Source organism: Ornithinimicrobium carbonis, assembly GCF_050703245.1.
In the GTDB taxonomy this organism is placed as follows: domain Bacteria; phylum Actinomycetota; class Actinomycetes; order Actinomycetales; family Dermatophilaceae; genus Ornithinicoccus.
This window is the reverse complement of sequence record NZ_CP192647.1, coordinates 2980076-3005425: the sequence shown is the minus strand read 5'-3', so window position 1 is coordinate 3005425 and position 25350 is coordinate 2980076. Positions and strand designations below refer to the sequence as shown.

Below are 25350 nucleotides of genomic sequence, written 5' to 3'. Positions count from 1 at the left end.
CGGGCGACGCCTCGACAGAGGCAACGCCCGGCGACCCACCCACGAACGAACTTTTCACTGCATACCTGACGAAAAGGAAGCACGAAGTGCTGGACGTCAACTTCTTCGACGAGCTTCGTATCGGCCTGGCCACCGCGGACGACATCCGCACCTGGAGCCACGGTGAGGTCAAGAAGCCCGAGACCATCAACTACCGCACCCTGAAGCCGGAGAAGGACGGGCTCTTCTGCGAGAAGATCTTCGGTCCCACCCGCGACTGGGAGTGCTACTGCGGCAAGTACAAGCGCGTTCGCTTCAAGGGCATCATCTGCGAGCGCTGCGGCGTCGAGGTGACCCGCGCCGGCGTGCGCCGCGAGCGCATGGGCCACATCGAGCTGGCCGCGCCCGTGACCCACATCTGGTACTTCAAGGGCGTCCCCTCGCGCCTGGGCTACCTGCTCGACCTGGCCCCGAAGGACCTGGAGAAGGTCATCTACTTCGCGGCCTACATGATCACGCACGTGGACGAGGAGCAGCGGCACGCCGACCTGCCCAGCCTCGAGGCGCAGATCCAGACCGAGAAGAAGGCGCTGGAGAACCGTCGCGACGCCGACGTCGAGGAGCGCGCCAAGAAGCTGGAGTCCGACCTGGCCGAGCTCGAGGCAGAGGGTGCCAAGGCCGACGCCCGGCGCAAGGTCAAGGACGGCGCCGAGCGGGAGATGAACCAGATCCGCCGGCGTGCCGACCAGCAGATCGAGCGGCTCGAGCAGGTCTGGGACCGCTTCAAGAACCTCAAGATCCAGGACCTCGAGGGCGACGAGGTGCTCTACCGCGAGATGCGGGACCGCTTCGGCATGTACTTCGAGGGCGGGATGGGCGCCGCGGCGCTGCAGAAGCGTCTGCAGACCTTCGACCTGGACGCCGAGGCGGCCTCGCTGCGCGAGACCATCGCGACCGGCAAGGGCCAGCGCAAGACCCGCGCCATCAAGCGGCTCAAGGTCGTCACCTCGTTCCTGCAGACCAAGAACGAGCCGGCCGGGATGGTCCTGGACTGCGTCCCGGTCATCCCGCCGGACCTGCGGCCGATGGTCCAGCTGGACGGTGGACGCTTCGCGACCTCCGACCTCAACGACCTCTACCGTCGTGTCATCAACCGCAACAACCGCCTCAAGCGGCTGCTCGACCTCGGTGCCCCCGAGATCATCGTCAACAACGAGAAGCGGATGCTGCAGGAGGCCGTGGACTCGTTGTTCGACAACGGTCGTCGTGGCCGCGCCGTCACCGGTCCGGGCAACCGGCCGCTGAAGTCCCTGTCCGACATGCTCAAGGGCAAGCAGGGCCGCTTCCGTCAGAACCTGCTGGGCAAGCGCGTGGACTACTCGGGCCGTTCGGTCATCGTGGTGGGTCCGCAGCTGAAGCTTCACCAGTGCGGCCTGCCCAAGCAGATGGCGCTGGAGCTGTTCAAGCCGTTCGTCATGAAGCGCCTGGTCGACCTGGACCACGCGCAGAACATCAAGTCGGCCAAGCGCATGGTCGAGCGGGGCCGCAGCGTCGTCTGGGACGTGCTCGAGGAGGTCATCACCGACCACCCCGTGCTGCTCAACCGGGCACCCACGCTGCACCGCCTCGGCATCCAGGCCTTCGAGCCGCAGCTGGTCGAGGGCAAGGCCATCCAGATCCACCCGCTGGTCTGCACCGCCTTCAACGCCGACTTCGACGGTGACCAGATGGCCGTGCACCTGCCGCTGTCGGCCGAGGCCCAGGCGGAGGCGCGCATCCTCATGCTCTCCTCCAACAACATCCTCAAGCCGGCCGACGGTCGCCCGGTGACCATGCCCACCCAGGACATGGTGATCGGCCTGTTCCACCTGACCTCGCCCAGCGAGCCGGGCCAGGGCAGCGACCACACGGTCGTCGACGCGGACGGGCAGGACCACCTGCGCGCGTTCAGCTCGGTCGCCGAGGCCCAGATGGCCTTCGACGCCGGACAGATCGCGCTTGGGACGCCGATCCGGCTGCGCCTGACCGACACCGCGCCCCCGCTGGGCCACGAGCTCCCCGAGGGGGCCGTCGTGACCGACGACGGCGTCGTGGACGCCTTCGAGCTGGACACGACGCTGGGCCGGGCGGTCTTCAACGACGCCCTGCCGCCGAACTACGCCTACGTCGACGACGTGGTGGAGAAGAAGCGCCTCTCGGCGATCGTCAACGACCTGGCCGAGCGCTACACGAAGGTGCAGGTCGCGGCGAGCCTCGACGCCCTCAAGGACCTGGGCTTCCACTTCGCGACCCGTTCGGGCACGACGGTGGCGATCTCCGACGTGCAGACGCCGGAGCGCAAGATCGAGATCCTCTCCGGCTACGAGGCCAAGGCCGCCAAGGTGCAGCTGCAGTACGAGCGCGGTCTGATCACCGACGACGAGCGTCGCCAGGAGCTCGTGGAGATCTGGACCCAGGCGACCAACGAGGTCGCCAAGGAGCTGGAGACCACGATGCCCAAGGACAACACCATCTACCGGATGGTCACCTCCGGGGCGCGAGGCAACTGGTTCCAGCTGCGGCAGATCGCCGGCATGCGAGGCCTGATGGCCAACCCCAAGGGCGAGATCATCCCGCGGCCGATCAAGTCGAACTTCCGCGAGGGCCTGTCCGTGCTGGAGTTCTTCATCTCCACGCACGGCGCCCGCAAGGGGCTGGCGGACACCGCGCTGCGGACCGCCGACTCCGGCTACCTGACCCGTCGCCTCGTCGACGTGTCCCAGGACGTCATCATCCGTGAGGACGACTGCGGCACCGAGCGCGGCTTCGTCATGCCGATCGCGGTCCGCCTGGAGAGCGGCGCCCTGCGCGAGCACGACGACGTGGAGACGGCCGTCTACGCCCGCACCCTGGTCGAGACGATCACTTCCGAGGACGGCGAGGTGCTGGCCGAGGCCGGGATCGACCTGGGTGACGTGGTCATCGACCGCCTGGTGGCTGCCGGCGTCGAGCAGGTCAAGGTCCGCTCGGTCCTGACCTGCGAGTCGCTGGTCGGCACCTGCGCGCGGTGCTACGGCCGCTCGCTGGCCACCGGCAAGCTCGTGGACATCGGCGAGGCGGTCGGCATCATCGCCGCCCAGTCGATCGGCGAGCCCGGCACCCAGCTGACGATGCGCACCTTCCACACCGGTGGTGTGGCCGGCGACGACATCACGCAGGGTCTGCCCCGCGTCGTCGAGCTGTTCGAGGCCCGCACCCCCAAGGCGGTCGCCCCGATCGCCGAGGCCAGCGGCCGGATCGAGATCGAGGACACCGACAAGACGCGGCGCCTCCTGCTCACCCCGGACGACGGCTCGGAGGAGCACGCCTACCCGGTCAGCAAGCGCGCGCGCCTGCTGGTCCAGGACGGGCAGCACGTCGAGGTCGGTGCCCAGCTGGTCACCGGTGCGATCGACCCCAAGCAGGTCCTGCCTGCGCATCCTCGGCCCCCGCGCCACCCAGCAGCACCTGGTGGACGAGGTCCAGCACGTCTACCGTCAGCAGGGCGTGTCGATCCACGACAAGCACATCGAGGTCATCGTGCGGCAGATGCTGCGCCGGATCACGGTCATCGAGGCCGGCGACGCCGAGCTGCTGCCGGGCACCCTGGTGGAGCGCGGCCGGTTCGAGGCCGAGAACCGCCGGGTCGTCTCCGAGGGCGGGCGCCCGGCGTCCGGCCGGCCCGAGCTCATGGGCATCACCAAGGCCTCGCTGGCCACCGACTCGTGGCTCTCGGCGGCCTCCTTCCAGGAGACCACCCGGGTGCTCACCGAGGCGGCCATGGAGGCCAAGAGCGACCCGCTGCTCGGCCTGAAGGAGAACGTCATCCTCGGCAAGCTGATCCCCGCGGGGACCGGACTGCCGCGCTACCGGAACCTGCCGGTGGAGCCGACCGAGGAGGCCAAGGCCGAGGCCTACGCCCCGCCGGTCTACGAGGACTTCGACTACGCCGGCGCGTTCGGCCAGGGCACCGGCGAGGCCGTGCGCCTCGAGGACCTGCCCGCGGGCGACGAGCGCTACTGACCCCGTCGGGTCGGGCCCGTCCCGGCCCCAGGTCCGCCGCGAGGGGCGGGTATGCCGTGCGAACGGCATACCCGCCCCTCGTGCGTGGCGAAAGGTCCGGGCGGGGAGCGCGCACCGTGATTTGTCCGTGCCCCCCGGCAGCCGGTACTCTGGAGAACTGTGTGTGGGCCAGGCCCTGCACGCGTGCAGGTGCCCGGTCCCCGACCAGGCCCGACCACGACCATCTCTCGCCGGGCAGTCCGCCCCGGTCCCGCCCGTGAGGCACATCATGCACCACGGCGGGTCGGACGGGAAGTGCAGGGGAGAGCAGCGTGTCCGACCTCCTTCCCGGGGGACGGACAGGCGAAACCCAAGGAGCGCGACCCGCGGCGAGCAGCCGGGGGACCCGCGGAAGACCAACGACTGACGGAGAATCAGTGCCCACGATCAACCAGCTCGTCCGCAAGGGCCGCTCGGACAAGGTGAAGAAGTCCGACTCGCCGGCCCTCAAGGGCAACCCGCAGCGCCGCGGCGTCTGCACCCGCGTCTACACCACCACCCCCAAGAAGCCGAACTCCGCCCTGCGCAAGGTCGCCCGTGTGCGCCTGACCAGCGGCGTCGAGGTCACGGCCTACATTCCGGGCGTCGGCCACAACCTGCAGGAGCACTCGATCGTGCTCGTCCGCGGCGGCCGCGTGAAGGACCTTCCGGGTGTCCGCTACAAGATCATCCGCGGGTCCCTGGACACGCAGGGCGTCAAGGGGCGCAACCAGTCCCGCTCCCGCTACGGCGCGAAGAAGGAGAAGAAGTAATGCCTCGTAAGGGCCCCGCTCCCAAGCGCCCGCTGATCCAGGACCCGGTCTACGGCAGCCAGCTGGTCACCCAGCTCGTCAACAAGATCCTCACGGACGGCAAGAAGTCCACCGCCGAGCGCATCGTCTACGGCGCCCTCGAGGGCTGCCGGGCCAAGACCGGCACCGACCCGGTGCAGACGCTCAAGCGTGCGCTGGACAACGTCAAGCCGGCCCTGGAGGTCAAGTCCCGTCGCGTCGGTGGCGCCACCTACCAGGTGCCGATCGAGGTCAAGCCGGGCCGCAGCACCACGCTGGCCCTGCGCTGGCTCGTCGGCTACTCCCGTCAGCGTCGCGAGAAGACGATGACCGAGCGCCTGATGAACGAGATCCTCGACGCGAGCAACGGCCTGGGCGCCGCGGTGAAGCGTCGCGAGGACACGCACAAGATGGCCGAGGCCAACAAGGCCTTCGCGCACTACCGCTGGTGACCGCGCGGGGGTGAGGGTATGCCGCGCGCGCCCGCCCGGGCGCCGCGCGCCCCTCGCCCCCCGCACCCGCCGCACACGACGACGAGCACCACCAAGCAGAGAGAGAGACCGTGGCACAGGACGTCCTGACGGACCTGACGAAGGTCCGCAACATCGGCATCATGGCGCACATCGATGCCGGCAAGACGACGACCACCGAGCGCATCCTGTTCTACACGGGTGTCAAGCACAAGATGGGCGAGACGCACGACGGCGCGTCGACGACCGACTGGATGGACCAGGAGAAGGAGCGGGGGATCACCATCACCTCCGCCGCCGTCACCAGCTTCTGGAAGGGCACGCAGATCAACCTGATCGACACGCCCGGCCACGTGGACTTCACCGTCGAGGTGGAGCGCAACCTGCGCGTGCTCGACGGCGCCGTCGCCGTTTTCGACGGCAAGGAGGGTGTCGAGCCCCAGTCCGAGACCGTCTGGCGCCAGGCCGACAAGTACGGCGTCCCCCGCATGTGCTTCATCAACAAGATGGACAAGATGGGGGCCGACTTCTACTTCTCGGTCAAGACCATGGTGGACCGCCTCGGCGCGACCCCGCTGGTCATGCAGCTGCCGATCGGGTCCGAGGCCGACTTCGTCGGCATGGTCGACCTGGTGAGCATGAAGGCGCTCACCTGGTCCATCGACACCCCGCTGGGTGAGGCCTACGAGACCGGGGACATCCCGGCCGACCTGCAGGAGCGGGCGGACGAGTACCGCAGCATCCTGCTCGAGCGGGTCGCCGAGTCCGACGACCAGCTGCTGGAGAAGTACCTCGGCGGCGAGGAGCTGACCGAGGAGGAGATCAAGGCCGGTGTGCGTGCGCTGACCCTGGCCGGCGAGGTCAACCCGGTGTTCTGCGGGACGGCGTTCAAGAACAAGGGCGTGCAGCCCCTGCTCGACGCGGTCGTGGCCTACCTGCCCTCCCCGGTGGACCTGCCCCCGACCGAGGGGCACAAGCCCGGTGACGAGGAGACGGTCATCACCCGCAGCCCGGACACCAAGGAGCCGTTCGCGGCCCTGGCGTTCAAGATCGCCTCGCACCCCTTCTTCGGCACCCTGACCTACATCCGGGTCTACTCCGGCGAGATCACCGCGGGCTCGCCCGTGATGAACGCGACCAAGGGTCGCAAGGAGCGTCTGGGCAAGCTGTTCCAGATGCACGCCAACAAGGAGAACCCGGTCGAGAAGGTCTCCGCGGGTCACATCTACGCCGTGATCGGGCTCAAGGACACGACCACGGGGGACACCCTGTGCGACGTCGGCCAGCAGATCATCCTGGAGTCGATGACCTTCCCGGAGCCGGTCATCCACGTGGCGATCGAGCCCAGGACCAAGGGTGACCAGGAGAAGCTGGGCACCGCGATCCAGAAGCTCGCGCAGGAGGACCCCACCTTCACCGTCCGTCTGGACGAGGAGACTGGTCAGACCGTCATCGGCGGCATGGGCGAGCTCCACCTCGACATCCTCGTGGACCGGATGAAGCGCGAGTTCAAGGTGGAGGCGAACGTGGGCGCCCCCCAGGTCGCCTACCGCGAGACCATCCGGCGCAAGGTGGAGAAGTTCGACTACACCCACAAGAAGCAGACGGGTGGGTCGGGCCAGTTCGCCAAGATCCAGATCGCGCTGGAGCCGATGGAGACCGGCGAGGGCGAGCTCTACACCTTCGAGAACGTCGTCACCGGTGGCCGGGTCCCCAAGGAGTACATCCCCTCGGTGGACCACGGCATCCAGGACGCCATGCAGCTGGGCATCCTGGCCGGCTACCCGGTCGTGGGGGTCAAGGCGACCCTTCTCGACGGTGCCTACCACGACGTCGACTCCTCGGAGATGGCGTTCAAGATCGCCGGCTCGATGGCCTTCAAGGAGGCCGCCCGCAAGGCCGACCCGGTCCTGCTCGAGCCGGTCATGGCCGTCGAGGTGCGCACGCCCGAGGACTACATGGGCGACGTCATCGGCGACCTGAACTCGCGCCGCGGGCACATCCAGGCGATGGAGGACGTCTCCGGCGCCAAGGTGGTCCGGGCCGTCGTGCCGCTGTCCGAGATGTTCGGGTACGTTGGTGACCTCCGGTCCAAGACCCAGGGTCGTGCCAACTACACGATGCAGTTCGACTCCTACGCCGAGGTTCCCCGGAACGTCGCGGAGGAGATCATCAAGAAGGTCCGCGGCGAGTGAGCTGACAAGTCACTTCGCCCTGCGGAGTGATGGACCGACGCACCACCTTTCCAGCAAACCAGTGAACGTCGTCGCGGCACCCAGCCGGTGACGAGCACAACCCGTCCAACAGGAGGACCCCAGTGGCCAAGGCCAAGTTCGAGCGGAGCAAGCCGCACGTCAACATCGGAACGATCGGTCACATCGACCACGGCAAGACCACGTTGACGGCTGCCATCTCCAAGGTGCTGCACGACAAGTACCCGACCCTGAACGAGGCGTCGCCGTTCGACTCGATCGACAAGGCTCCGGAGGAGCGTCAGCGCGGTATCACGATCTCGATCGCGCACATCGAGTACCAGACCGAGAAGCGCCACTACGCGCACGTCGACTGCCCCGGTCACGCCGACTACGTGAAGAACATGATCACCGGTGCGGCCCAGATGGACGGCGCCATCCTCCTCGTGGTCGCCGCCACCGACGGCCCGATGCCGCAGACCAAGGAGCACGTCCTCCTGGCCCGCCAGGTCGGCGTCCCCTACATCGTCGTGGCGCTGAACAAGTCCGACATGGTCGACGACGAGGAGATCATGGAGCTCGTCGAGATGGAGGTCCGCGAGCTGCTGTCCTCCTACGAGTTCCCCGGCGACGACCTCCCGGTCGTGCGCGTCTCCGCGCTCAAGGCCCTCGAGGGCGACGAGAAGTGGGCCCAGAGCGTGGCCGACCTCATGGACACGGTGGACGAGTACATCCCCGAGCCGGAGCGTGACCTCGACAAGCCGTTCATGATGCCCGTCGAGGACGTGTTCACGATCACCGGTCGTGGCACCGTCGTCACCGGTCGTATCGAGCGCGGCGTCCTGAAGGTCAACGAGGAGGTGGAGATCGTCGGCATCAAGGAGAACTCGATGAAGACGACCGTCACCGGCATCGAGATGTTCCGCAAGCTGCTCGACGAGGGTCGGGCGGGCGAGAACGTCGGTCTGCTGCTCCGTGGCACCAAGCGCGAGGAGGTGGAGCGCGGCCAGGTCATCGTCAAGCCGGGCTCGATCACCCCGCACACCGAGTTCGAGGCCCAGGCCTACATCCTGAGCAAGGACGAGGGTGGCCGCCACACCCCGTTCTACGACAACTACCGTCCGCAGTTCTACTTCCGGACCACGGACGTGACCGGCGTGTGCCACCTGCCCGAGGGCACCGAGATGGTCATGCCCGGCGACAACACCGACATGCGCGTGGAGCTGATCCAGCCGATCGCCATGGAGGAGGGCCTGATGTTCAACATCCGCGAGGGTGGCCGCACCGTCGGCGCCGGCCGGGTCACCAAGATCCTCAAGTGACCTGACCCTCCCGGTCCAGCAGGCCCCCGCCACCCACCCGGTGGCGGGGGCCTGCTGCATGTCCTGGTGTCCTCCCGGCCTTTCGGGCCGGTGGCAGGTACGCTGCGGAAGGACAGGACCACCGCGCCGGCACGGGCGCGGGCGACCATGACAACAGGAGGAGTCCCGTGGCCGACCTCGACCCAGCGATGGCGGGCGTGTGGCGTTTCGACCCGGGCCACACGCGCATCGGCTTCTCCGCCCGGCACGCCATGGTCACCACGGTGCGGGGCACGTTCACCGACGTGGAGGGGACCATCCACGTCGACGCCGAGAGCGTCTCCGCCTCCCGGGTGGAGGTGCGGCTGGGCACGGCGAGCGTCACCACGAACAACGAGCAGCGGGACGAGCACCTGCGCTCCATCGACTTCTTCGACGCCGAGCGCTACCCCGACATCCGGTTCGTCTCCTCCACCATCGACGAGGTCGAGGAGGGCAACTTCATGGTCGTGGGGGACCTGACCATCAAGGAGGTCACCAAGCAGGTGGCCATCCCGATCGCCCTGCTCGGGGTGCAGCGCGACCCCATGGGAAACCTGCGGGCCGGCTTCGAGGCCACCCGCCGGCTCAACCGCAGGGACTTCGGCTGCACTGGAACATGCCCCTGGACACCGGCGGGGTGCTGGTGTCGGAGAAGGTGAGCCTCGAGTTCGAGATCTCCGCCATCAAGCAGGAGAGCTGACCGGGCGGACACCCGGACGACCCACCCTCCCGGGGGCCCGACCGGGCGGATTTGGGGTGCGCCACCGCTTCGTGGCACACTAGGCAGGTTGCTTGACGCGTGACGCGCACCCGTGTGTGCGTCGCCAGCCGTCCGGCACGCGCGATCGTCGTGGTCGGGGCAGCCGCCCCGGGGACACGGAAGGAGCGCGGGCGACGGCAGCGCAAGCCCCGGCGGTCGCCGGGACGGACACCAGCCCGATGAAGTAGCGCGAGCGAGCGTGGGACACCTCCGCAGGAGGCGCGACACGCCCGACCGCGGGGGTCGGAGTCCGGTCCAGGGTGACCGACGGTCCAGGAATGTTCTGTAGGACGACGAGAGAGAGTCAGACAAGCGATGGCGGGACAGAAGATCCGCATCCGGCTGAAGTCTTATGACCACGAGGTCATCGACAGCTCGGCGCGCAAGATCGTTGACACGGTGACCCGTGCCGGCGCCACCGTGGTCGGCCCGGTGCCGCTCCCGACGGAGAAGAACGTCTTCTGCGTCATCCGGTCGCCCCACAAGTACAAGGACAGCCGCGAGCACTTCGAGATGCGCACCCACAAGCGGCTCATCGACATCGTCGACCCGACGCCCAAGGCGGTCGACTCGTTGATGCGCCTCGACCTGCCGGCGGACGTCAACATCGAGATCAAGCTGTGAGTGTGACGATGACTGCTACCACTACCACCGTGCGCGCCGTCAAGGGTGTCCTCGGCGAGAAGCTCGGCATGACCCAGGTCTGGGACGCCGAGAACCGCTTGGTGCCCGTGACGGTCGTCAAGGCCGGCCCCTGCGTCGTGACCCAGGTCCGCGACGCGCAGACCGACGGGTACGACGCCGTCCAGATCGGCTTCGGCACGATCGACCCCCGCAAGGTCACCCAGCCGCTGCGCGGCCACTTCGAGAAGGCCGGGGTCACCCCGCGCCGCCACCTCGTGGAGCTGCGCACCTCCGACGCCGGGGAGTACCAGCTCGGCCAGGAGGTCACGGTCGAGACCTTCGAGGACGGTCAGCGGGTCGACGTCACCGGCACCACCAAGGGCAAGGGCTTCGCCGGCGTCATGAAGCGTCACGGCTTCCACGGCGTGGGCGCCTCCCACGGTGCGCACCGCAACCACCGCAAGCCTGGCTCGATCGGTGGCTGCGCCACCCCGGGCAAGGTCTTCAAGGGCCTGCGCATGGCCGGCCGCATGGGCGGCGTGCGTCAGACCACCCCGAACCTGACCATCCACGCCGTGGACGCCGACAAGGGCCTGCTGCTGATCAAGGGTGCCGTTCCCGGCCCTCGTGGCGGCATCGTCCTGGTCCGCACGGCCGCGAAGGGGGCGTGAACATCATCATGGCACTTCCGACCGTCTCCGTTCACACACCGGCCGGTGGCTCCGCCGGCACCACGGAGCTGCCCGCCGAGCTGTTCGACGTGCAGACCAACGTGCCGCTGATCCACCAGGTCGTCGTGGCCCAGCTGGCCGCGGCCCGCCAGGGGACGCACTCCACCAAGACCCGCGGCGAGGTCCGCGGCGGTGGGCGCAAGCCCTACCGCCAGAAGGGCACCGGCCGCGCCCGCCAGGGCTCGGTCCGTGCGCCGCAGTTCGCCGGCGGTGGCGTCGTCCACGGCCCGCAGCCGCGGAACTACGCCCAGCGGACCCCCAAGAAGATGAAGGCCGCCGCGCTGCGCGGGGCGCTGTCCGACCGGGCCCGTCACGGCCGCATCCACGTGCTGACCGCGCTCGTCGAGGGTGAGACCCCCTCGACCAGCACCGCGTGGGCGGCACTGTCCGGCCTCACCGAGCGGCCCAACCTGCTGGTGGTCATCGACCGTGCCGACGAGATCGGGCTGAAGAGCCTGCGCAACCTCGCCGACGTGCACGTGCTCTTCGTCGACCAGCTCAACACCTACGACGTGCTGTGCGCCGACGACGTGGTCTTCACCCAGGCCGCGCTGGACGCCTTCGTGTCCCGCGCCGGCACGGCCGCACCGGCCACCGAGGAGGAGAAGTGAGCACCGTGCAGAAGGACCCGCGCGACATCCTGCTGTCGCCGGTCGTCTCCGAGAAGTCCTACGCGCTGCTGGACCAGGGAAAGTACACCTTCCTGGTCGACCCGCGCGCGAACAAGTCCGAGATCAAGAAGGCCGTCGAGAACATCTTCGGCGTCAAGGTCTCCTCGGTCCACACCCTGAACCGCCCGGGCAAGTCGCGCCGCACGCGGTTCGGCACCGGCCGCCGCAAGGACGTCAAGCGCGCGATCGTCACGCTCAAGGACGGCACCATCGACATCTTCGGCACGCTCTGAGCGCCGAGGGTCTAGAGCTAAAGGACTGCAACCCACATGGCTATCCGTAAGTACAAGCCGACGACGCCGGGCCGACGCGGCTCCAGCGTGGCGGACTTCGTCGAGGTGACCCGCACCACGCCGGAGAAGTCCCTGGTGCGGCCGCTGAGCAAGACCGGCGGACGCAACGCCTCCGGTCGGATCACCACCCGCCACATCGGCGGCGGGCACAAGCGTGCCTACCGCGTGATCGACTTCCGCCGTGCCGACAAGGACGGCGTGAACGCCAAGGTCGCCCACATCGAGTACGACCCCAACCGCACCGCCCGCATCGCGCTGCTGCACTACACCGACGGCGAGAAGCGCTACATCGTCGCGCCGAACAAGCTGCGCCAGGGCGACACGATCGAGAACGGGCCGTCCGCGGACATCAAGCCCGGCAACAACCTGCCGCTGCGCAACATCCCGGTCGGCACCGTCGTGCACTGCATCGAGCTCCGCCCCGGTGGCGGCGCCAAGATCGCCCGTTCCGCCGGCACCCGCGTCCAGCTGGTCGCCAAGGAGGGCAAGATGGCGCAGCTGCGCATGCCCTCCGGCGAGATCCGCAACGTCGACTCGCGCTGCCGCGCGACCGTCGGCGAGGTCGGCAACGCCGAGCAGAGCAACATCAACTGGGGCAAGGCGGGCCGGATGCGGTGGAAGGGACGTCGTCCCACCGTGCGCGGTGTCGTGATGAACCCGGTGGACCACCCGCACGGTGGTGGTGAGGGTCGCACGTCCGGCGGTCGCCACCCGGTCAGCCCGTGGGGCCAGCCCGAGGGTCGGACCCGTAAGCCCAACAAGCCCAGCGACAAGCTCATCGTGCGTCGTCGCGGCAAGAAGCGCTGAGCTAGGAGTAACGACAGATGCCTCGCAGCCTGAAGAAGGGCCCGTTCGTCGACGACCACCTCACCAAGAAGGTGGACGCGCAGAACGAGGCCGGAACCAAGAACGTCATCAAGACCTGGTCCCGCCGGTCGATGATCACCCCCGAGATGCTCGGCCACACCCTGGCCGTGCACGACGGCCGCAAGCACGTCCCGGTCTTCGTGACCGAGTCGATGGTCGGCCACAAGCTCGGTGAGTTCGCTCCGACCCGCACGTTCAAGGGTCACGAGAAGGACGACAAGAAGGGCCGCCGACGTTGAGCACCACGACCAGCGAAGGACAGACGATGGAAGCCAGGGCCCAGGCCCGGTTCGTCCGCGTGACGCCCATGAAGGCGCGTCGCGTGGTGGACCTGATCCGCGGCAAGAGCATCGCCGAGGCGGTCGCCCTCATGCGGTTCGCCCCGCAGAGCGCCAGCGAGCCCGTGCTCAAGGTGCTCAACAGTGCCGTGGCCAACGCCCGGTTCGCCGCCGACCAGACCGGCACCGCCTTCGACGAGACCACCCTCGTGGTCTCCTCCGCCTACGTGGACGAGGGCCCGACCATGAAGCGGTTCCGGCCGCGCGCCCAGGGCCGCGCCAGCCGCATCAACAAGCGTACGAGCCACATCACCGTGATCGTCGCTCCTCGTACCCCCAAGGGAGGTGCCCGCTGATGGGGCAGAAGATCAACCCGAACGGCTACCGCCTGGGTATCACGACCGACCACCGCAGCCGCTGGTTCGCCGACTCGACCAAGCCGGGTCAGCGCTACCGCGACTACGTGAAGGAGGACGTCGCCATCCGACGTCTCCTCTCCACCGGCATGGACCGCGCCGGCATCTCCAAGGTGGAGATCGAGCGCACCCGTGACCGCGTCCGGGTGGACATCCACACCGCCCGTCCGGGCATCGTCATCGGTCGCCGTGGCGCCGAGGCCGACCGCATCCGTGGCGAGCTGGAGAAGCTCACCGGCAAGCAGGTGCAGCTGAACATCCTCGAGGTCAAGAACCCCGAGGTCGACGCGCAGCTCGTCGCCCAGGGCGTTGCCGAGCAGCTGGCTGCCCGCGTGACGTTCCGCCGCGCGATGCGCAAGGGCCTGCAGTCGTCGCTGCGCGCCGGTGCCAAGGGCATCCGGATCCAGTGCTCGGGCCGCCTCGGTGGCGCCGAGATGTCTCGCTCGGAGTTCTACCGCGAGGGCCGGGTGCCCCTGCACACCCTCCGCGCGAACATCGACTACGGCTTCTACGAGGCCAAGACGACCTTCGGCCGCATCGGCGTGAAGGTCTGGATCTACAAGGGTGACCTCACCGCCAAGGAGCTGGCGCGCGAGGAGGCCACGGCCGAGCGCCCCCGCGGCGACCGTCGCCGGGGCGACCGCCCCGAGCGCGGCCCGCGCGGCGGAGCCGGGGACCGTGGTGACCGTCGAGGCGGCCGCGCCCCGCGCCGCGAGGACGCTCCGGCCGCCGAGGGTGCCTCCACCGAGGTTCCCGTCGCTGCTGCGGCGGAGGCCGCCCCTGCTACCACCGAGGGAGAGCAGTCCTGATGTTGATTCCCCGTCGAGTCAAGCACCGCAAGCAGCACCACCCCAAGCGCAGCGGCATGGCCAAGGGCGGCACGACCGTCGCCTTCGGTGACTACGGCATCCAGGCCCTGGAGCCCGCCTACGTCACCAACCGGCAGATCGAGTCGGCGCGTATCGCCATGACCCGTTACATCAAGCGTGGTGGGAAGGTGTGGATCAACATCTACCCGGACCGTCCGCTGACCAAGAAGCCTGCCGAGACCCGCATGGGTTCCGGCAAGGGCTCGCCCGAGTGGTGGGTGGCCAACGTCAAGCCGGGCCGCGTCATGTTCGAGCTCTCGGGCGTCTCGGAGGAGATCGCCCGCGAGGCGCTCCGGCTGGCGATGCACAAGCTCCCCATGAAGGCCCGTTTCGTCACGCGTGAGGGTGGTGACATCTGATGGCACTGGGTTCCTCGAACCTGACCCCCGAGCAGCTGCGCGGTCTGGAGGCCGGCCCGTTGGCCGACGCCCTGGCCGAGGCCAAGAAGGAGCTGTTCAACCTGCGTTTCCAGTCGGCCACCGGCCAGCTGGACAACCACGGCCGCCTGCGCGCCGTCCGTAGGGACATCGCGCGGATCTACACCGAGATGCGCGAGCGCGAGCTCGGCATCGGCCGCGAGACCGTCGAGACCGAGACCAGCGAGAAGGTGGGCTGAGGATGAGCGAGAACACCACGACCGAGGTCGAGGCCAGCCCGGAGCAGACCGTCGAGGCCCACCAGCCCGACGCGAGCGCCCTGGGCCACGGCGGCGACCGCAACTACCGCAAGACCCGCCAGGGCCTGGTGGTCAGCGACAAGATGGACAAGACCGTCGTGGTCGTCGTGGAGGACCGCGTCAAGCACGCCCTCTACGGCAAGGTCCTGCGTCGCAGCCACAAGGTGAAGGCGCACGACGAGGGCAACACCGCCGGCGTCGGCGACCGCGTCCTCATCATGGAGACCCGCCCGCTCAGCGCGACCAAGCGCTGGCGCGTGGTGGAGATCCTCGAGAAGGCCAAGTAAGCAACACCCGTCCACAACGTTCGGCCAGGCTCGGCCCCCCGGGGCGAGAACCAGCCGGCACCTAGGAGAACGAACAGTGATCCAGCAGGAGTCGCGACTTCGTGTCGCCGACAACACCGGTGCCAAGGATCCTGTGCATCCGCGTGCTCGGTGGCTCCGGCCGCCGCTACGCCGGCATCGGGGACACCATCGTGGCCACCGTCAAGGACGCGATCCCCGGCGGCAACGTCAAGAAGGGCGACGTCGTCAAGGCGGTCGTCGTGCGCACGCGCAAGGAGCGCCGTCGTCCCGACGGCAGCTACATCAAGTTCGACGAGAACGCAGCGGTGATCCTCAAGACCGACGGTGACCCTCGGGGCACCCGCATCTTCGGCCCGGTGGGCCGCGAGCTGCGTGACAAGAAGTTCATGAAGATCGTCTCGCTCGCGCCGGAGGTGATCTGAGCCATGGCGAAGATGAAGATCAAGAAGAACGACCTCGTGCAGGTCATCGCGGGCAAGGACAAGGGCCTGCAGGGCCGCGTCATCGCCGTCAACACCGACACCGACCGGGTGCTGGTGGAGGGCGTGAACCGCATCACCAAGCACACCCGTGCCGGCGGCGACCGCGGTGTGAACACCGGTGGGATCCAGGTCCAGGAGGCTGCCGTCCACGTGTCCAACGTGATGGTGGTCGACCCCGAGGACAAGCGACCCACCCGTGTGCGCACCCACGTCGAGACCGTCGAGCAGGAGGACGGTCGGACCAAGACGGTGCGCAGCCGCGTTGCGGTGCGCTCGGGTAAGGACCTGTGAGCGACATGACTGAGACCATCAACGAGACCCAGGGCGACGCGGCCGAGGCCGCGGAGGCCCGCACCGCGCCGCGCCTGAAGCAGCGCTACGCCGACGAGATCAAGCCGGCCCTGGTCGAGGAGTTCGGCTACGGCAACGTCATGCAGGTTCCCGGCCTGGTCAAGATCACCGTCAACATGGGCGTGGGGGAGGCGGCCCGCGACAGCAAGCTGATCGAGGGCGCCATCCGCGACCTGGCCACGATCACCGGGCAGAAGCCCTCGGTGACCAAGGCCCGCCGCTCCATCGCGCAGTTCAAGCTGCGCGAGGGGATGCCCATCGGTGCGCACGTCACCCTGCGGGGCGACCGCATGTGGGAGTTCCTGGACCGGCTGCTGTCCCTGGCGCTGCCGCGCATCCGCGACTTCCGCGGGCTCTCGCCCCGGCAGTTCGACGGCCGCGGCAACTACACCTTCGGTCTGACGGAGCAGTCGATGTTCCACGAGATCGACCAGGACCGGATCGACCGCGTCCGCGGGATGGACATCACGGTCGTCACGACCGCCACCACCGACGACGAGGGCCGGGCGCTGCTGAAGCGGCTGGGCTTCCCGTTCAAGGAGAACTGACCCATGGCGAAGACCGCACTGGTCAACAAGGCCAACCGCAAGCCCAAGTTCAAGGTGCGCGCCTACACCCGCTGCCAGCGGTGCGGCCGTCCCCACTCGGTCTACCGCAAGTTCGGCCTGTGCCGGATCTGCCTGCGCGAGATGGCGCACGCCGGCGAGCTGCCCGGCGTGACCAAGTCGAGCTGGTGACCTCAGCCAGCCCGCACGCACGGCATACCCGAAACCTCATCACGCACCACCTGGAACATCGCAGGTCGCCCGCCCGGTCCGCCCGGGCGTGGGGAAACCGCGATGAGAAAGGGCATGAAGCCCCATGACCATGACCGACCCGATCGCGGACATGCTGACCCGCATCCGGAACGCCAACTCGGCGCACAAGGACCAGGTCCGCATGCCGTACTCCAAGCTCAAGTCCAACATCGCCGACATCCTCAAGGCCGAGGGCTACATCGCCTCCTGGTCCGAGCAGGAGGCCGAGGTTGGCAGCACGCTCGTCATCGACCTGAAGTACGGGCCGAACCGCGAGCGCTCCATCGCCGGCGTGCGCCGGGTGTCCAAGCCGGGCCTGCGCGTGTACGCCAAGTCCACCAACATGCCGCGGGTCCTCGGCGGGCTGGGCGTGGCGATCATCTCCACGTCCTCCGGTCTGCTGACCGACCGGCAGGCTGCCCAGAAGGGCGTGGGTGGGGAAGTCCTCGCCTACGTCTGGTGAGCAGGGAAGGAGCCAAGAAGACATGTCTCGTATCGGACGACTCCCCGTTCCCATCCCCGCGGGTGTGGACGTGAACATCGACGGGTCCACCGTCACCGTCAAGGGCCCCAAGGGGCAGCTGGCGCTCGACGTGGTCGAGCCCATCTCCGTGGCCAAGGCCGAGGACGGGGCCCTCGAGGTCTCCCGCCCGGACGACGAGCGGGACTCCCGCTCCCGTCACGGCCTGACCCGCAGCCTCCTGGCCAACATGGTCGAGGGTGTGACCAACGGCTACACCAAGAAGCTCGAGATCCACGGCACCGGTTACCGCGTGACCGCCAAGGGGAGCGACCTCGAGTTCGCCCTGGGCTACTCGCACACGATCCTCATCAAGGCCCCCGAGGGCATCACCTTCGCGGTCGAGAACCCCACCCGGTTCTCGGTCACGGGCATCGACAAGCAGCAGGTCGGCGAGGTCTCTGCCAACATCCGCAAGCTGCGCAAGCCGGACCCGTACAAGGGCAAGGGCGTGCGCTACGAGGGTGAGCACATCCGCCGCAAGGTCGGAAAGGCTGGTAAGTAAGCCATGGCACAGATCGTCAAGCGCTCCAAGACCAAGATGGCGGCGCGCAACCGCCGCCACGTGCGCCTGCGCAAGCGGGTCACCGGCACGGCCGCGCGTCCCCGCCTGGTGGTCAACCGCTCCTCGCGGCACGTCTTCGTCCAGCTGGTCGACGACACCGAGGGCCGCACGCTGGCCTCCGCCTCCACGATGGAGGCCGACCTGCGTGCGCTGGAGGGCGACAAGACCGCCAAGGCCCGTCGCGTGGGCGAGCTGCTCGCCGAGCGCGCGAAGGCCGCCGGCGTCGAGTCGGCCGTCTTCGACCGTGGTGGCAACCGGTACGCCGGTCGCGTCGCCGCGATCGCCGACGGGGCCCGCGAGTCCGGCCTGTCCCTGTGACCACCCCGACGTACGGAAAGAGGAACAACCATGGCTGGTGACTTCCAGCGCCGCGGCACCGGCGACACCAACACCGCCGCCGCGGGTGACGCCCGCGACAACCGTCGGGGCGGGAACCGTGACAACCGCGGCTCCGGGCGCGACCGCGACTCGCGGCGCTCCGGCGGCCGTGAGGACGACCGCAACCAGTACCTGGAGCGGGTCGTCACCATCAACCGCGTCGCCAAGGTCGTCAAGGGCGGCCGTCGCTTCAGCTTCACCGCGCTCGTCGTGGTGGGTGACGGCGACGGATCCGTCGGCGTCGGCTACGGCAAGGCCAAGGAGGTGCCCGCGGCGATCGCCAAGGGCGTGGAGGAGGCGAAGAAGAACTTCTTCCGCGTCCCCCGCATCGCCGGCACCATCCCGCACCCGGTGCAGGGTGAGGCGGCCGCCGGTGTCGTCATGCTCCGTCCGGCCAGCCCCGGTACCGGTGTCATCGCCGGTGGCCCGGTGCGTGCGGTCCTGGAGTGCGCGGGCATCCACGACGTGCTGAGCAAGTCGCTCGGCTCGGACAACTCGATCAACATCGTGCACGCCACGGTGGCGGCCCTGAAGGGTCTGGAGCAGCCGGAGGCCGTGGCCGCCCGGCGCGGCAAGTCCGTCGAGGACGTGGCGCCGGCCGCCATGCTGCGCGCCCGTGCCGCCGCGCGTGCCGAGCAGAAGGCAGGTGCGTGATGGCTCGCCTGAAGGTGACCCAGACGAAGTCGACGGTGGGCACCAAGCACATGCACCGGGAGACGGTTCGGAGCCTCGGCCTGAAGCGCATCGGTGACACCGTCATCAAGGAGGACCGCCCCGAGTTCCGGGGAATGGTCCGCACGGTCGCCCACCTGGTGACCGTCGAGGAGGTTGACTGACCATGGCTGACAGCACGAAGACCACCGAGGGTGGATCCGCGCTGAAGGTCCACCACCTGCGCCCCGCCCCGGGCGCCCGGACCGCCAAGACCCGCGTGGGTCGTGGTGAGGGCTCCAAGGGCAAGAGCGCAGGGCGTGGCACCAAGGGCACGAAGGCCCGCTACCAGGTGCCCGCGACCTTCGAGGGTGGACAGACCCCGATGCACATGCGGCTGCCGAAGCTGCGCGGGTTCAAGAACCCGTTCAAGACGACCTTCCAGGTCGTCAACGTCGCCGACATCGCCGCCCTGTTCCCGCAGGGTGGCACCGTGACCGTCGAGGAGCTCGTGGCCCGCGGCGCGGTCCGCAAGAACCAGCCGGTCAAGGTCCTCGGCGACGGGGAGATCGGCGTGAAGGTGGACGTCACCGCCACGAAGTTCAGCTCCTCCGCCAGGGAGAAGATCGAGGCGGCCGGCGGCAGCGTCACCGAGGCCTGAGCCTCCCACCCCCGGCGGGAGGGAGGGAGACCTCCTCCTCCCGCCCCAGCACGACGGGCCCCGGGCCGCTTCCAGCGGCCCGGGGCCCGACGCGTTCCCGCCGCGACCGGCGCTCCGCCGTTCCCTGCCCCTCAGCGCCGGGTGTTATCGTCGTCGGCGATCACGCCCGCACCCGGCGCCAGCCCGCCCCCCGGGCCCACGTGTCCCGGGGACCACAGGAGGACCCTCCGTATGCTCTCCGCCTTCGTGCGTGCGTTCCGGACACCGGACCTGCGCACCAAGCTGCTCTTCACGCTCGCGATCATGGCGATCTACCGCCTGGGCACGCACATCCCCAGCCCGGGCATCGACTACGGCCTGGTCCAGCAGTGCCAGCAGAACGCGACCGCGTCCAGCAGCGTGCTCGGCATGGCCAACCTCTTCTCCGGCGGCGCGATGATGCAGCTGTCGATCTTCGCGCTGGGCATCATGCCCTACATCACGGCCGCCATCATCGTGCAGCTGCTGACCGTGGTCATCCCGCGCTTCGAGGAGCTGAAGAAGGAGGGGCAGGCCGGTCAGACCAAGATGACCCAGTACACCCGCTACCTGACGATCGGGCTGGCGGTGCTGCAGGCCTCGACGCTCGTCGTCATCGCCCGGGACCCGGCACGGCTCTTCGGCGGCACGTGCACGAGCGTCATGCCCGACGACGGCATCCCGGTGCTGGTCCTCATGGTCCTCACGATGACCGCCGGCACGGGCCTGATCATGTGGCTCGCCGAGCTGATCACCGAGAAGGGTGTCGGCAACGGGATGTCGCTGCTGATCTTCGTCTCCATCGCCGCCACCTTCCCGTCCTCGCTGTCGGTCATCTACCAGAAGTCGGTGACGACCTTCGTGCTCGTCATGCTCATGGGGCTGGCGATCATCACGGCCGTCGTCTACGTGGAGCAGTGCCAGCGCCGGATCCCCGTGCAGTACGCCAAGCGGATGATCGGGCGCCGCCAGTACGGCGGCACCTCGACCTACATCCCGTTGAAGCTGAACATGGCCAACGTCATCCCGATCATCTTCGCCAGCTCCATCCTCATGCTGCCGCAGCTGGCCGGGAACTTCGCCCGGCCCACCGACCCGGCCCAGCAGTCGCCGGAGTGGGTCACGTTCGTGGACCGCTACCTGTCCATGGGGGTGACCGGGCAGGGCACGCACTGGGTCTACATGCTGCTCTACGTCGCGATGATCATCTTCTTCACGTTCTTCTACGTGGGGGTGACCTTCAACCCGACCGAGGTCGCGGACAACATGAAGCGCTACGGGGGCTTCATCCCGGGCATCCGCGCGGGCCGGCCCACCGCCGAGTATCTTGAGTACGTGATCAACCGGATCACCACCCCGGGTGCGCTGTACCTGGCGGGGCTCTCGCTCATCCCGCTCATCGCGTTCAACGCGCTGCAGGTGGCGGACTTCCCGCTGGGCGGTGCCTCCATCCTGATCATCGTGGGTGTCGGTCTGCAGACGGTGAAGCAGATCGAGTCCCAGCTCCAGCAGCACGACTACGAAGGGTTCCTCCGCTGATGCGTCTGATCATGCTCGGTCCCCCCGGTGCCGGCAAGGGCACCCAGGCCGCCCTGGTGTCCGCCGCCCACGGCATCCCGGCCATCTCGACCGGAGACATCTTCCGGGCCAACATCAAGAACGAGACCCCCCTCGGGCTGCAGGTCAAGGAGATCACCGCCTCCGGGGGCTACGTCCCCGACGAGATCACCAACGCCATCGTGCGCGACCGGCTCGCCGAGCCGGACGCCAGCCAGGGGTTCCTGCTCGACGGCTACCCCCGGACGACCGGTCAGGTCGAGGCGCTGGACGGCATGCTCGAGGAGTCGGGCCACGCGCTCGACGCCGTCGTCGAGCTGACCGTGGACACCGACGAGGTCGTCGGCCGGCTGCTCGCACGGGCCCAGGAGCAGGGCCGGGCCGACGACACCGAGGAGGTCGTCCGGGAGCGGATGCGCATCTACGCCGAAGAGACCGCGCCCCTGGCCGCCGTCTACCGCGACCGCGGGCTGCTGCGGGTGGTGGACGGCATGGGGACCGTCGAGGAGGTCACCGCCCGCATCGAGGCGGCCCTGGCCCCCTCGGCCGGGCGACCCGCCTGACCCGGGCCGCCGACGATGTCGCTCTTCCGTCGCCGCACCTCCATCGAGGCCAAGACGCCCGACACCAGCTGCGGGCCATGCGCCGCGCCGGCCTCGTGGTGGCCGACACCCTCGCCATGGTCCGGGAGCGGGCGGTCGCAGGCGTGAGCACCGGTGAGCTGGACGCGCTCGCCGAGGACCTGATCCGCTCCGCCGGCGCCCGACCCAGCTTCCTGGGCTACCACGGCTTCAGCGGCAGCCTGTGCACGTCGGTCAACGAGGAGGTCGTCCACGGGATCCCGGGGCCGCGCGTCCTGGCGGACGGCGACCTGCTCTCGGTCGACTGCGGGGCGATCGTCGACGGCTGGCACGGGGACGCGGCCATCACCCTCGTGGTCGGGGGCCGGGACCGGGGACGCCCCGAGGACCTGGCGGTCATGGACGACACCGAGGCTGCCCTGTGGGACGGCATCGCGGCGCTGCGCGCCGGGGGTCGGTTGTATGCCGTGGGGGACGCGGTCGAGGCCTCCGTCGAGTCCGCGCTCGAGGGTCGCGCCGCGCAGGGGGTCTCGACCTACGGGACCTACGGGATCCTGGAGGACTACGTGGGCCACGGGATCGGGCGGCAGATGCACATGGACCCCAACGTGCCCAACTACGCCGTCACGTCCACCGGCCCGACCGTGCCCTCGGGTGCGACGCTGGCCATCGAGCCGATGGTGACCCTCGGCACGATCGAGACCCGGACGCTGGACGACGACTGGACGGTCGTCACCTCTGACGGCAGCAGGGCCGCGCACTGGGAGCACACCGTCGCCGTCACGGACGGGGGGCTGTGGGTGCTCACCGCCGCGGACGGCGGGCAGGAGCAGCTGCGGGCCAGGGGAGCGGCCTTCGCCCCCCTGTCCGACTGACGACCGTCCGCGGGAGGACCGTTCCCGGGCCCGTCACGAACGACCGTTCCCGGCTCGTCACGGACGCCGCGCGGGGGCCGCGGGCCGCGGCCCGGCACGGATTGGCCTTCCCTTCCCCGATTCGCGTACGATGGTGCGTCGGCCCGGACTGGGTCGATGCAGTGCAGTCACGCGAAAAGTGGAGGACATGGCGAAGAAGGACGGCGTCATCGAGATCGAGGGCACGGTTGTCGAAGCCCTTCCGAACGCAAACTTCCGGGTGGAGCTGACCAACAAGCACGTCGTGCTGGCCCACATCTCCGGGAAGATGCGTCAGCACTACATCCGGATCCTCCCCGAGGACCGGGTCGTGGTGGAGCTCAGCCCGTACGACCTCACCCGTGGACGCATCGTCTTCCGCTACCGCTGACGACCCGGGCCCCGACTGCCGCCGGCAGGGAGGGGCCCCTCGCTGCACACGCACCACATCCACCACCCGAAGATCCGAAAGCAGGCAGGCCATGAAGGTTCAGCCGAGCGTGAAGAAGATCTGCGACAAGTGCAAGGTGATCCGCCGTCACGGCCGGGTCATGGTGATCTGCGACAACCTGCGCCACAAGCAGCGCCAGGGCTGAGCAGAGCACGACCGCACGGCTCGCAGGGCTTCCCGCCACGTCGAGAAGCGCGACACAACTTCATACCGAATGCAACAAGCAGCACCCGACCCCCGTCGACACGGGACGTCACCCCCGGCCGCGAGAGCCGGGGACCGCGGGCTCCGGCCCAGTTCAGAGGATGCGGACCGGTGCTGCACCAGACTCTCGCACGATTTCTAGGAGCACCTGCCACATGGCACGACTCATCGGAGTCGACCTCCCGCGCGACAAGCGCGTCGAGGTCGCCCTCACCTACATCTTCGGCGTGGGTCGCACCCGCGCCGACCAGACCTTGGCGGCAGCGGGCGTGGACCCCTCGACCCGCGTCAAGGACCTGACGGAGGAGCAGCTGGTCGCTCTGCGTGACCACCTCGAGGGCGCCTACCGCCTCGAGGGTGACCTGCGCCGTGAGGTGGCCGCCGACATCCGCCGCAAGGTGGAGATCGGCAGCTACCAGGGGATGCGGCACCGCCGCGGCCTGCCGGTGCACGGTCAGCGCACGAAGACCAACGCGCGGACCCGCAAGGGCCCCAAGCGCACCGTCGCCGGCAAGAAGAAGGCCGGCAAGTAATCACCCCGGGGGGCTCCGCCCCCCGTGCACCCCCGCCAGGGCTCCGCCCGGCGCCGGTGCGAACCGAACAGCTTCCTCGTCAGGAGAGACAATGCCCCCCAAGAGCCGTCAGGCCGGCGCCCGCAAGGTGCGCCGCAAGGAGAAGAAGAACGTCGCCGTCGGGCACGCTCACATCAAGAGCACGTTCAGCAACACCATCATCACCATCACCGACCCCACCGGGGCCGTCATCGCCTGGTCCTCCTCGGGCCAGGTCGGCTTCAAGGGCTCGCGCAAGTCGACGCCCTACGCCGCCCAGATGGCTGCCGAGGCCGCCGCCCGTCGCGCGATGGAGCACGGCATGCGCAAGGTGGACGTCTTCGTCAAGGGCCCGGGCTCGGGCCGCGAGACGGCCATCCGCTCGCTGACCGCCGCCGGCCTGGAGGTCGGCACGATCAGCGACGTGACGCCCCAGGCGCACAACGGCGTCCGCCCGCCCAAGAAGCGCCGTAACTGAGCCCCGGAAGGAACCAGGTAACTACATCATGGCCCGTTACACCGGACCCATCACCAAGAAGTCCCGCCGGCTCAAGGTCGACCTCGTCGGCGGCGACAAGAACTTCGACCTCCGTCCCTTCCCGCCGGGGCAGCACGGCCGCCGCCGGTCCCAGGAGAAGGAGTACCTGACCCAGCTGCAGGAGAAGCAGAAGGCCCGCTTCACCTACGGCGTCATGGAGAAGCAGTTCCGTCGGTACTACGAGGAGGCGGCCCGCCGCCCCGGCAAGACCGGCGCCAACCTGCTGGTCATCCTCGAGTCCCGCCTGGACAACGTGGTCTACCGCGCCGGACTGGCGCGCACCCGTCGTGCGTCCCGTCAGCTGGTGACCCACGGTCACTTCCTGGTCAACGGCCGCCGGGTGGACGTCCCGTCCTACCGCGTGGAGAAGTACGACATCGTCGAGGTCCGTCCGCAGTCGGTCGAGACGTTCCCCTTCCAGCTGGCGCGCGAGACCTACGGCGACCGCCCGGTCCCGGCCTGGATGAAGGTGCTCCCCGGCTCGCTGACCATCCTCATCCACCAGCTGCCCACGCGTGAGCAGATCGACACGATCCTCACCGAGCAGCTGATCGTGGAGCTGTACTCCAAGAACTGATCGTCGGGGGCAAGCCCCCGACCACCCCCACAGGCGGGGAGCTCGCTTCGCTCGCGCTCCCCGTCTGTTCCGGGAAGACCAGGGCTCGCTTCGCTCGCCGGTCTTCCCGGGCTCGCTCCGCGAGCTGCCCGGTATGGCGTTCTGCACCTCATACCGTGCAGCTCACCTCCGCGGTCACGGACAGAGGTGACCACGGTGACCGGCCCCAGGCCGGTGCGTGTCACGAGGCGTCATATAGCGGGCGCCCG

General features: G+C 68.9%; 33 protein-coding genes and 2 pseudogenes. All 35 read left to right on the top strand.

Annotation, left to right across the window (positions count from 1 at the left end; all coding sequences use genetic code 11):
- Positions 1 to 86: 86 nt before the first annotated feature.
- The 35 genes and pseudogenes from ACQ95T_RS15080 (at position 87) to rpsD (ending at position 25102) form a co-directional block, all read left to right on the top strand.
- Positions 87 to 4020 (top strand): annotated as a pseudogene (locus tag ACQ95T_RS15080) (DNA-directed RNA polymerase subunit beta').
- A 416-nt stretch (positions 4021 to 4436) separates the two neighbouring features.
- Positions 4437 to 4811, top strand: coding sequence for a 30S ribosomal protein S12 (gene rpsL, locus ACQ95T_RS15075; protein ID WP_097188205.1), 375 nt, complete (start codon positions 4437 to 4439; stop codon positions 4809 to 4811).
- A complete protein-coding gene (rpsG, locus tag ACQ95T_RS15070; protein WP_425944052.1) occupies positions 4811 to 5281 on the top strand; it encodes a 30S ribosomal protein S7 in 471 nt (156 codons plus the stop codon). Before rpsL ends, rpsG begins: the two co-directional genes overlap by 1 nt.
- A gap of 110 nt (positions 5282 to 5391) precedes the next feature.
- Positions 5392 to 7494 (top strand): elongation factor G, encoded by a 2103-nt coding sequence (fusA, locus tag ACQ95T_RS15065; protein WP_425944050.1) that lies wholly within the window; start codon positions 5392 to 5394, stop codon positions 7492 to 7494.
- Between the two features lie 122 nt (positions 7495 to 7616).
- Positions 7617 to 8813, top strand: a complete 1197-nt coding sequence (gene tuf / locus ACQ95T_RS15060) for an elongation factor Tu (RefSeq protein ID WP_431473050.1) — start codon at positions 7617 to 7619, stop codon at positions 8811 to 8813.
- Positions 8814 to 8980: 167 nt separating this feature from the next.
- Entirely contained in the window at positions 8981 to 9493 is a 513-nt protein-coding gene (locus ACQ95T_RS15055) for a YceI family protein (protein WP_431473049.1), read from the top strand.
- A gap of 416 nt (positions 9494 to 9909) precedes the next feature.
- Positions 9910 to 10218: a 30S ribosomal protein S10 gene (gene rpsJ / locus ACQ95T_RS15050; RefSeq protein WP_006946210.1), complete on the top strand. Its 309-nt coding sequence runs from the start codon at positions 9910 to 9912 to the stop codon at positions 10216 to 10218.
- 8 nt (positions 10219 to 10226) lie between these two features.
- Positions 10227 to 10889 carry a 50S ribosomal protein L3 gene (gene rplC, locus ACQ95T_RS15045; RefSeq protein ID WP_425944044.1) on the top strand — a complete coding sequence of 221 codons (663 nt, stop codon included), beginning with the start codon at positions 10227 to 10229 and terminating at the stop codon, positions 10887 to 10889.
- Positions 10890 to 10897: 8 nt separating this feature from the next.
- A complete protein-coding gene (gene rplD, locus ACQ95T_RS15040) occupies positions 10898 to 11560 on the top strand; it encodes a 50S ribosomal protein L4 (RefSeq protein WP_425944042.1) in 663 nt (220 codons plus the stop codon).
- Complete coding sequence (rplW, locus tag ACQ95T_RS15035; RefSeq protein ID WP_425944040.1) at positions 11557 to 11853, top strand: 50S ribosomal protein L23; 297 nt, start codon at positions 11557 to 11559, stop codon at positions 11851 to 11853. The genes rplD and rplW overlap by 4 nt, the downstream gene beginning before the upstream one ends.
- Before the next feature lie 36 nt (positions 11854 to 11889).
- A complete protein-coding gene (gene rplB, locus ACQ95T_RS15030; RefSeq protein ID WP_425944038.1) occupies positions 11890 to 12720 on the top strand; it encodes a 50S ribosomal protein L2 in 831 nt (276 codons plus the stop codon).
- A 17-nt stretch (positions 12721 to 12737) separates the two neighbouring features.
- Complete coding sequence (rpsS, locus tag ACQ95T_RS15025; RefSeq protein ID WP_075956900.1) at positions 12738 to 13019, top strand: 30S ribosomal protein S19; 282 nt, start codon at positions 12738 to 12740, stop codon at positions 13017 to 13019.
- 26 nt (positions 13020 to 13045) lie between these two features.
- The gene (gene rplV / locus ACQ95T_RS15020; RefSeq protein WP_425944195.1) at positions 13046 to 13414 is read left to right on the top strand and encodes a 50S ribosomal protein L22; all 369 of its coding nucleotides are present in this window, start codon (positions 13046 to 13048) and stop codon (positions 13412 to 13414) included.
- A complete protein-coding gene (rpsC, locus tag ACQ95T_RS15015) occupies positions 13414 to 14283 on the top strand; it encodes a 30S ribosomal protein S3 (RefSeq protein WP_425944036.1) in 870 nt (289 codons plus the stop codon). Before rplV ends, rpsC begins: the two co-directional genes overlap by 1 nt.
- On the top strand, positions 14283 to 14702 hold the full coding sequence (rplP, locus tag ACQ95T_RS15010) for a 50S ribosomal protein L16 (protein WP_141339053.1): 420 nt from the start codon (positions 14283 to 14285) through the stop codon (positions 14700 to 14702). The genes rpsC and rplP overlap by 1 nt, the downstream gene beginning before the upstream one ends.
- Complete coding sequence (gene rpmC, locus ACQ95T_RS15005) at positions 14702 to 14959, top strand: 50S ribosomal protein L29 (protein ID WP_425944033.1); 258 nt, start codon at positions 14702 to 14704, stop codon at positions 14957 to 14959. Before rplP ends, rpmC begins: the two co-directional genes overlap by 1 nt.
- Before the next feature lie 2 nt (positions 14960 to 14961).
- Positions 14962 to 15306 carry a 30S ribosomal protein S17 gene (gene rpsQ, locus ACQ95T_RS15000; protein WP_425944031.1) on the top strand — a complete coding sequence of 115 codons (345 nt, stop codon included), beginning with the start codon at positions 14962 to 14964 and terminating at the stop codon, positions 15304 to 15306.
- Between the two features lie 76 nt (positions 15307 to 15382).
- A pseudogene (rplN, locus tag ACQ95T_RS14995) lies at positions 15383 to 15749 on the top strand (50S ribosomal protein L14).
- Positions 15750 to 15752: 3 nt separating this feature from the next.
- Positions 15753 to 16100: a 50S ribosomal protein L24 gene (gene rplX, locus ACQ95T_RS14990; RefSeq protein WP_425944027.1), complete on the top strand. Its 348-nt coding sequence runs from the start codon at positions 15753 to 15755 to the stop codon at positions 16098 to 16100.
- Between the two features lie 5 nt (positions 16101 to 16105).
- Positions 16106 to 16708: a 50S ribosomal protein L5 gene (rplE, locus tag ACQ95T_RS14985; RefSeq protein ID WP_425944025.1), complete on the top strand. Its 603-nt coding sequence runs from the start codon at positions 16106 to 16108 to the stop codon at positions 16706 to 16708.
- Between the two features lie 3 nt (positions 16709 to 16711).
- Positions 16712 to 16897 carry a type Z 30S ribosomal protein S14 gene (locus ACQ95T_RS14980; protein ID WP_425944023.1) on the top strand — a complete coding sequence of 62 codons (186 nt, stop codon included), beginning with the start codon at positions 16712 to 16714 and terminating at the stop codon, positions 16895 to 16897.
- A 124-nt stretch (positions 16898 to 17021) separates the two neighbouring features.
- A complete protein-coding gene (gene rpsH / locus ACQ95T_RS14975; RefSeq protein ID WP_425944021.1) occupies positions 17022 to 17420 on the top strand; it encodes a 30S ribosomal protein S8 in 399 nt (132 codons plus the stop codon).
- Between the two features lie 22 nt (positions 17421 to 17442).
- Positions 17443 to 17982: a 50S ribosomal protein L6 gene (gene rplF, locus ACQ95T_RS14970; protein WP_425944019.1), complete on the top strand. Its 540-nt coding sequence runs from the start codon at positions 17443 to 17445 to the stop codon at positions 17980 to 17982.
- A gap of 3 nt (positions 17983 to 17985) precedes the next feature.
- Complete coding sequence (gene rplR, locus ACQ95T_RS14965; protein WP_425944017.1) at positions 17986 to 18360, top strand: 50S ribosomal protein L18; 375 nt, start codon at positions 17986 to 17988, stop codon at positions 18358 to 18360.
- A gap of 30 nt (positions 18361 to 18390) precedes the next feature.
- Entirely contained in the window at positions 18391 to 19074 is a 684-nt protein-coding gene (gene rpsE, locus ACQ95T_RS14960; RefSeq protein WP_425944015.1) for a 30S ribosomal protein S5, read from the top strand.
- Positions 19074 to 19256, top strand: a complete 183-nt coding sequence (gene rpmD, locus ACQ95T_RS14955) for a 50S ribosomal protein L30 (RefSeq protein ID WP_141339071.1) — start codon at positions 19074 to 19076, stop codon at positions 19254 to 19256. Before rpsE ends, rpmD begins: the two co-directional genes overlap by 1 nt.
- A gap of 2 nt (positions 19257 to 19258) precedes the next feature.
- On the top strand, positions 19259 to 19732 hold the full coding sequence (gene rplO / locus ACQ95T_RS14950; protein ID WP_425944013.1) for a 50S ribosomal protein L15: 474 nt from the start codon (positions 19259 to 19261) through the stop codon (positions 19730 to 19732).
- Between the two features lie 231 nt (positions 19733 to 19963).
- The gene (secY, locus tag ACQ95T_RS14945; RefSeq protein WP_425944011.1) at positions 19964 to 21289 is read left to right on the top strand and encodes a preprotein translocase subunit SecY; all 1326 of its coding nucleotides are present in this window, start codon (positions 19964 to 19966) and stop codon (positions 21287 to 21289) included.
- Complete coding sequence (locus ACQ95T_RS14940) at positions 21289 to 21870, top strand: adenylate kinase (RefSeq protein WP_425944009.1); 582 nt, start codon at positions 21289 to 21291, stop codon at positions 21868 to 21870. The genes secY and ACQ95T_RS14940 overlap by 1 nt, the downstream gene beginning before the upstream one ends.
- A 77-nt stretch (positions 21871 to 21947) precedes the next feature.
- Positions 21948 to 22763 carry a type I methionyl aminopeptidase gene (gene map / locus ACQ95T_RS14935; protein WP_431473048.1) on the top strand — a complete coding sequence of 272 codons (816 nt, stop codon included), beginning with the start codon at positions 21948 to 21950 and terminating at the stop codon, positions 22761 to 22763.
- Positions 22764 to 22950: 187 nt separating this feature from the next.
- Positions 22951 to 23172, top strand: a complete 222-nt coding sequence (infA, locus tag ACQ95T_RS14930) for a translation initiation factor IF-1 (protein WP_425944005.1) — start codon at positions 22951 to 22953, stop codon at positions 23170 to 23172.
- 91 nt (positions 23173 to 23263) lie between these two features.
- Positions 23264 to 23377 carry a 50S ribosomal protein L36 gene (gene rpmJ, locus ACQ95T_RS14925; RefSeq protein ID WP_022925314.1) on the top strand — a complete coding sequence of 38 codons (114 nt, stop codon included), beginning with the start codon at positions 23264 to 23266 and terminating at the stop codon, positions 23375 to 23377.
- A 214-nt stretch (positions 23378 to 23591) separates the two neighbouring features.
- Positions 23592 to 23969 carry a 30S ribosomal protein S13 gene (rpsM, locus tag ACQ95T_RS14920; RefSeq protein ID WP_075956886.1) on the top strand — a complete coding sequence of 126 codons (378 nt, stop codon included), beginning with the start codon at positions 23592 to 23594 and terminating at the stop codon, positions 23967 to 23969.
- Positions 23970 to 24060: 91 nt separating this feature from the next.
- Positions 24061 to 24465, top strand: a complete 405-nt coding sequence (gene rpsK / locus ACQ95T_RS14915) for a 30S ribosomal protein S11 (protein WP_425944002.1) — start codon at positions 24061 to 24063, stop codon at positions 24463 to 24465.
- Positions 24466 to 24493: 28 nt separating this feature from the next.
- Complete coding sequence (gene rpsD / locus ACQ95T_RS14910; RefSeq protein WP_425944000.1) at positions 24494 to 25102, top strand: 30S ribosomal protein S4; 609 nt, start codon at positions 24494 to 24496, stop codon at positions 25100 to 25102.
- The last annotated feature ends 248 nt before the right edge of the window (positions 25103 to 25350 follow it).